Here is a 6,653-nt window from a genome sequence, read left to right on the forward strand (position 1 = left end):
AGGTGGGCGTCTACCAAAGCGGGGGCACAGCCCCAGCGCAGGGCTCAGATGCCCCGGTAGTTGCCAACCTTGGTTGGCACCGCTGTTTGCCAGTGCCCACCAAGGTGTGCGTCTACCAAAGCGGGGGCATAGCCCCAGCGCAGGGCTCAGATGCCCCGGTAGTTGCCAACCTTGGTTGGCACCGCTGTTTGCCAGTGCCCACCAAGGTGGGCATCTACCAAAGCGGGGGCACAGCCCCAGCGCAGGGCTCAGATGCCCCGGTAGTTGCCAACCTTGGTTGGCACCGTTGTTTGCCAGTGCCCACCAAGGTGGGCATCTACCAAAGCGGGGGCATAGCCCCCAGCGCAGAGCTCAGCCGCCGCAGTCCTGCGCCAGCCGCGCGTCGATGCCACGCTGCTCCCTGCTGATCGCGGTGCGCTCGCTCTGCAGCGCGCTGTTGTAACGCCGGTCCAGTTCCCAGCGACGATCACGCAGGCGTGCGCACACTTCCTGCGGGGGCAGGGCGTGGCAGGTATCGCGCACCAGGATGTTGCCGGCAGGCACGTTGACACCGACGCCCACTGACGGCGGGCGATACACCGGAGGCCCGCCGCCGATGGGGGTACCGATGGTGTTGCCGCTGCCGGCCGGACGCGGCCCCGGATGCGGTCCGGGGTACGCACCGCCAGGATGACCATGCGGGTACCAGACCGTCGTCCACAGCGGCACCCAGCGCGGATTCCCTTCGTTGTTGTCGCTGGTGTAGCGGTCGCCGTCTTCACTCACGCATTCGTACATCGGCTGTGGCGGCTGGATGTAGACATGGCGCACCTCGCGCTCGCGCATCGCTGGCGTCTGCACCGATGCGGGCGGCGCGGCCTCGGTGCYGACCACCCGTGGCGGCGGGTCGCGCGGCCGTTGCAGGTCGCGCACTTGCTGGCGGCCGGCCGTGCAGGGCTTGTCCTGCAGCGCGACGGCACCATTGCTGCCGACGCAGCGGTAGACCCGCACGTCGTCGGCGGCAAGGGCCGGCAACGACAGCAGCAGGGCCAGAGACAGGACAGCGCGCAGCAGGGTCATGGGCGCAGCGTGCGCGATCGGCAACACCGACGCAATGGACCTGTCAGGACCGCAGTACGTTGCCACTGAGCGCGTCGCGGATCGGCGTGGGTTGGGCCAGGCCGCCGGTCTGCCCATCGAGGATGCCGTCGAGCAGGCGCAGCAGGCGAGCGTCCAGCTCTTCGCGGCTGCGCGCGGGGGGCTCGCCGGCAAGGTTGGCGCTGGTGGAGACCAGGGGGCCACCCCAGGCCTGGCACAGGGCTGCTACCAGGGGATGGGCGCTGATTCGCACCGCGATGCCGCTGTGTTCGCCGGTGATCCAGCCGGGCGCGCGCGTGCCGGCGGGCAGGATCCAGGTGTTGGCGCCGGGCCAGCTGGCGAGCACTGCGCGCTGGCGTGCATCGGGCAGCGCCTGCAGGCGCACCCAGCCCTGCAGCTGCGACAGGTCAGCGGCCACCAGGATCATGCCTTTCTCGATCGGGCGCTGCTTCAGTCGCAGCAGCGTGTGCACCGCTGCCTCGTGCGCAGGATCGCAACCCAGGCCCCAGACCGCTTCGGTCGGGTAGGCAATCACCCCGCCACTGCGGAGCGTGGCGACTGCGGTGTCCAGTGTGAGTTCTTTCATGGCGGCGACCGGGCCCGGCGTGGGCCTTCATTATCCCCCCGCTGCGTGCAGAGCGGGTGGAGCGGTGGGGGCGGACCGTGGGTCCGCTCACCTTGGCAGATCATCCACGCATGGCGTGGATCTACTTGGCAGCCTTCTTGACCGCCTTCTTGACGGCCTTCTTGACGGCCTTCTTTGCCGGTGCCTTCTTGGCCACGGACTTCTTCGCAGCCGCCTTCTTGGCCGGCGCCTTCTTGGCAGCAGCCTTCTTCGGCGCGGCTTCCTTCTTCACTGCCGCCTTCTTTGCCGGTGCCTTCTTGGCGGCGGCCTTCTTGGCGCCGAAGCCCTTGCGCACCGGCTTGCCGGTTTCTTCCATCAACTGCTGCACCTCGGCCAGGGTCAGCGATGCCGGTTCACGATCCTTGGGGATCTTGCCGTTCATCTTGCCGTCGCTGATGTACGGGCCGAAACGACCGTTCAGCACCTGGATGTCGCTGCCCTCGAACTCCTTGATGATCCGGTTGCGCGCGATTTCTTCCTTCTCTTCGATCAGGAACACGGCGCGGGCCAGGTCGATGGTGTACGGATCGTCTTCCTTCTTCAGCGAGGCGTAGGTGCTGCCGCGCTTGGCGAACGGGCCGAAGCGGCCGATGCCGACGCTGACGTCCTCGCCCTTGTCCTCACCCAGCGCGCGCGGCATCAGGAACAGTTCCAGCGCGTCTTCCAGGGAAATGGTGTGCATTGACTGGCCCGGCCGCAGCGAGGCGAACTTGGGCTTGTCCTCGGCATCCTCGGCGGTGCTGCCGATGGCCGCGTACGGCCCGAACCGGCCCAGGCGCACGCTGACCGGCTTGCCGGTCTTCGGGTCGGTACCCAGTTCGCGCGCACCACTGGCCTCGGCACGGTCGACCGATTCCTTCTTGTCTTCGACCAGTTCCTTGAACGGTCCCCAGAAGCGCGACATCAGCGGAATCCACTCTTCCTCGCCACGCGAGACGGCATCGAGCTCGTCCTCCAGCTTGGCGGTGAAGTCGTAGTCGACGTACTGGGTGAAGTGGCTGGACAGGAACTTGGACACCGCACGGCCGACATCGGACGGGCGGAAGCTGCGGCCTTCCATTTCCACGTACTTGCGGAACAGCAGGGTCTGGATGATCGAGGCGTAGGTCGAAGGACGACCGATGCCGTACTCTTCCAGCGCCTTCACCAGCGCCGCTTCAGTGAAGCGCGGCGGCGGCTGGGTGAAGTGCTGGTCGGCCACGATGCGCTCCAGCGGCACGCGGTCGCCCGGCTTCATCGCCGGCAGCTTGCGGCCTTCATCGTCATCCTCGGCGCTCTTGCTGTCCTTGCCTTCCTCGTACACGGCCAGGAAGCCGGGCACCACCACCGTGGTGCCGCTGGCGCGGAACACATGTTCGCTGCCGGCCGACAGGTCCACGCTGACGGTGTTGAGCGTTGCCGGGATCATCTGGCAGGCCACCGCACGCTTCCAGATCAGTTCGTACAGCTTGCGCTCGTCGTCGGTCAGGAACCGCGCGACCTGGGCCGGGGTGCGCAGTGCCGATGTCGGGCGCACCGCTTCGTGCGCTTCCTGGGCGTTCTTGGACTTGGTCTGGTAGGTGTTGGGCTKGTCGGGCAGCGAGGCGATGCCGTAATCRCGGGCRATCACGTCGCGGATYTCRRCCAGCGCRTCCTGCGACAGGTTCACCGAGTCGGTACGCATGTACGAGATCAGGCCGACCGTGCCTTCGTCGCCGCCGATGTCCACGCCTTCGTACAGCTTCTGCGCGACCTGCATGGTCTTGCGCGTGGTGAAACCGAGCTTGCGCGAGGCTTCCTGCTGCAGCGTGGAGGTGGTGAATGGCGGCGCGGGGCGGCGCTTGCGCTCCTTGCTGGCCACGTCTGTGACATGCAGGGCGCCCTGTGCGGCCTGCTGGATGCGCAGGCGGGCGGCCTCGGCGGTGTCGCCGTCGGTGACGGTGAACTGCTCGAACTTCTGCCCGTCCAGCTTGACCAGCTTGGCGTTGAAATGCTGCGAGGGGTGCGCGCACTCGGCGGCGATCGACCAGTACTCGCGGGCGATGAAGGCTTCGATCTCTTCCTCGCGCTCGACGATCATGCGCAGCGCCGGGCTCTGCACGCGGCCTGCCGACAGGCCGCGCTGGACCTTGCGCCACAACACCGGCGACAGGTTGAAACCGACCAGGTAGTCCAGCGCGCGGCGCGCCTGCTGGGCGTCGACCAGGTCGCTGGCGATCTCGCGCGGCTGGCTGATGGCTTCCTTGATCGCGCGCGGGGTGATCTCGGTGAACACCACGCGCTGCATCGGCTTGTCCTTGACCAGCCCGCGCTCCTTCAGGATCTCGGCGATATGCCAGCTGATCGCTTCACCCTCGCGATCCGGGTCGGTCGCCAGCAGGATGTCGTCGGCGCCCTTTGCGGCCTTGGCGATCGCATCGACATGCTTTTCGTTCTTCTCGATCACGTCGTAATGCATGGCGAACCCGTTGTCCGGGTCAACCGCGCCTTCCTTCGGGATCAGGTCACGCACGTGCCCATACGAGGCCAGGACSGTGTAGTCCTTGCCGAGGTATTTGTTGATCGTCTTGGCTTTGGCCGGCGATTCAACGATGAGCAGGTGCTTGGGCATGGCAGCAGGGTCTGTGGGTAAGCCGCGGGGAAGGGCCGCTAGGGTGGAGCAAACGGCCGCATTAGTGAAGCGGCCACGGGCAAATCAATAAACTGAACGCCCGGGACTGTGCCGGGCGTTCAGGTTTCACCTTATTAGAGGAATCACGCCCGGCCTGCCATTGTCAAGCAGGGGGGCGTGAGGATGGCCGTCCGCGACGGCGCATTGGCCCTCGATCCGCGATCACGACGCCATGTTGGCGATGACGCCGACGGCGAAGATGATCGCGGCGAAACCGGCCAGCATCAGCAGGCCGCCCAGCACCAGGATCACGATGGTCACCGTGCCCATCTCGCGGCGCTGCAGCTGCGGCTGGTCGGTATAGGCCCAGCGGTCGACCACCACCGTGTCGCAGATCAGGTCATGCAGGCCCTGCTTGCGCTCGGTGAAGGCGGCCATCAGGTAGCCGATGCACAGTGTCAGGCCACTGAGGATGGTGGCGAAATAGCGGCCGATGCTGCGGCCCAGGGTCAGGCGATCGCCATTGCCGCGCACGACCTTGATGCCGATGGCCATCTTGCCGAGGGTGGCACCGCCGCGGGAGGCATGGAACCAGCCGTAGTAAGCGGCGGCGATGAACAGGCCGGCCAGGCCACTGATCAGCTGGGTGACCACTTCAACCGCTGTTTCGCCGCTGCCGGCAGCACCCATGCCCGCGCCGAGCACGAAGCCCAGTACGCCACCGACCACGCCGCTGGGAATCAGCAGGACGAAGTAGTCGATCAGGTAGGCGGCAAAGCGCTTCCAGAAGCCGGCATAGACCACCTCGCCGCCATGCACCGGCTGCGAGTAGTCACTGCCGCCTGCACCGGGCGCGGTGTACGGCGAGCTGCTGAGGGCGCCGGTGCCCGGCAGGGGCGCGGTGCCGTTGTCGATCGCGGCGTAGTCGTTGCGCAGGTCGAAGCCACCGGTGGCGGTGGACGTGCTGGCATCGGCCAGGGTCTGCAGGCCCAGCTCTTCCACCATCTGCCGCAGCGGCGCCCACTGCCCCATGCCTTCGCGCCAGACCAGGGTGTCCAGGTTCAACTGGCCACGTTGGAAGCGCTGGCGGATCTCGGTGACCTCCAGCGGTCCCTGGCGTTGCTGTCCTTCGGCGTAGTACCACTCAGTCATTGCATGTCCCCTGTTGGGTCGTCCTTGGTGGGTTGCCCGATGCGCGGCTCAGCCGCGGCATTGCGTGGGCAGATACTTGTCGTCGCTTTCGCCGCTGCATTCCCAGCGCCCGCTGTCGCGGTCGTATTCGAGCCAGAGCAGGTCGCCATCCTGGCTCTTGCCGGGAACCGCCAGCGTCGCTTCGATGCCGCAGTGGCCATTGTTGAAGCGGCCGATATGCACGGCCGACAGGCCCTGGCCTGCGAATTCGTCCGCCGCCGGGAAGCCGGCGTCGTTGGCGCCCGGGCAGCGGCCCTGGTCATCGGCGAAGTGCTGGACCTTGTCCTTCAGCGGCTGCAGCACGGTGACCGCGCCGGCGACCTTGGCCTTGATGGTGTAGTCGTTGTAGGCCGGCAGGGCGATCGCGGCCAGGATGGCCAGGATCGGCACCACCACCAGCAGTGCGACGCCGCCGATGATGGCGGTCAACGCGCAGCCGGACAGGCCCTTCTTCGCGACCGGGGCAGCGTCCATCGGCGTGGTCGCGTACGGAGAGGCGGGGGGAAGGGTGGGCGGCAGAGGGGCGGCAGGCGGCGGCGGTGGTGCCGTGGCGGCTGCATCAACGGCGGGCACGATCAGGCCCAGTTCGTCGACCACGTTGCGCAACGGCTGCCATTGCGGCAAGCCGTCGCGCCATACGAGGGTGTCCAGGGTGATCTGGTTGCTGCGGAACAGCTCGATCAACTGTTCCGAGGGCAACGGGCCTTGCTGGCGGTTGCCTTCGGCATGGAACCACTCACTCACGGGGACGCTCCTGAATGCGCACGGTCCCCAAGTGTACGGTCAGTGCAGGGGTTCTGGCTCGTCCACGAACATCTGCGTTTCCATCCAGGCGTAGGCCGCCTCGGCGCCGGGCTGGTTGAACAGCACCATCAGCACGACCCATTTCAGGTCGTCCAGGTCCAGTTCGTCCTGGTCCAGGGCCATCGCCCGGTCCAGCACCAGCTCGCGCTGGCCGGCATCGAGGATGCCGTGCTGTTCCAGGTACAGCAGGAAACCACGGCACTCCACGTCAAGCTTGTCCAGCTCCGGGCCGTGATAGATGCGCACCGGGCCATCGACCCGGGCCTGGGCCGCGCTTGGGCGCTGCGCTGCCAGGGCATCGAGCCATTCGAATGCCTTGTTGATCTCAGTGGGGCTGAAACCGGCCTGGATCAGGCCATTCTGCAG

Annotated in this window: 6 protein-coding genes; all 6 read right to left on the reverse strand. The window is 66.9% G+C overall.

Annotated features, from left to right (window positions below):
• Positions 1-351 precede the first annotated feature (351 nt).
• Entirely contained in the window at positions 352-1,059 is a 708-nt protein-coding gene (locus AC1DJN_RS19545; protein WP_478039866.1) for a DUF4124 domain-containing protein, read from the reverse strand.
• 43 nt (positions 1,060-1,102) lie between these two features.
• Complete coding sequence (tsaC, locus tag AC1DJN_RS19550) at positions 1,103-1,663, reverse strand: L-threonylcarbamoyladenylate synthase type 1 TsaC (protein WP_032976670.1); 561 nt, start codon at positions 1,661-1,663, stop codon at positions 1,103-1,105.
• A 121-nt stretch (positions 1,664-1,784) separates the two neighbouring features.
• Positions 1,785-4,292, reverse strand: a complete 2,508-nt coding sequence (locus AC1DJN_RS19555) for a DNA topoisomerase I (protein ID WP_478039868.1) — start codon at positions 4,290-4,292, stop codon at positions 1,785-1,787.
• A 222-nt stretch (positions 4,293-4,514) separates the two neighbouring features.
• The gene (locus AC1DJN_RS19560; RefSeq protein WP_032976672.1) at positions 4,515-5,444 is read right to left on the reverse strand and encodes an RDD family protein; all 930 of its coding nucleotides are present in this window, start codon (positions 5,442-5,444) and stop codon (positions 4,515-4,517) included.
• Positions 5,445-5,492: 48 nt separating this feature from the next.
• Positions 5,493-6,227, reverse strand: a complete 735-nt coding sequence (locus AC1DJN_RS19565) for a GYF domain-containing protein (RefSeq protein ID WP_032976674.1) — start codon at positions 6,225-6,227, stop codon at positions 5,493-5,495.
• Between the two features lie 39 nt (positions 6,228-6,266).
• Positions 6,267-6,653: DUF494 family protein (locus tag AC1DJN_RS19570; RefSeq protein ID WP_478039870.1), on the reverse strand; the 387-nt coding region annotated here is incomplete at its 5' end.

The organism is Stenotrophomonas sp. 05L414_2 (assembly GCF_056397905.1).

What these genes read in the sequence shown, in the direction of transcription:
- AC1DJN_RS19560 (WP_032976672.1), bottom strand. Translation starts at nt 5,444, where the DNA reads ATGACTGAGTGGTACTACGCCGAAGGACAGCAACGCCAGGGACCGCTG.
- tsaC (WP_032976670.1), bottom strand. Translation starts at nt 1,663, where the DNA reads ATGAAAGAACTCACACTGGACACCGCAGTCGCCACGCTCCGCAGTGGC.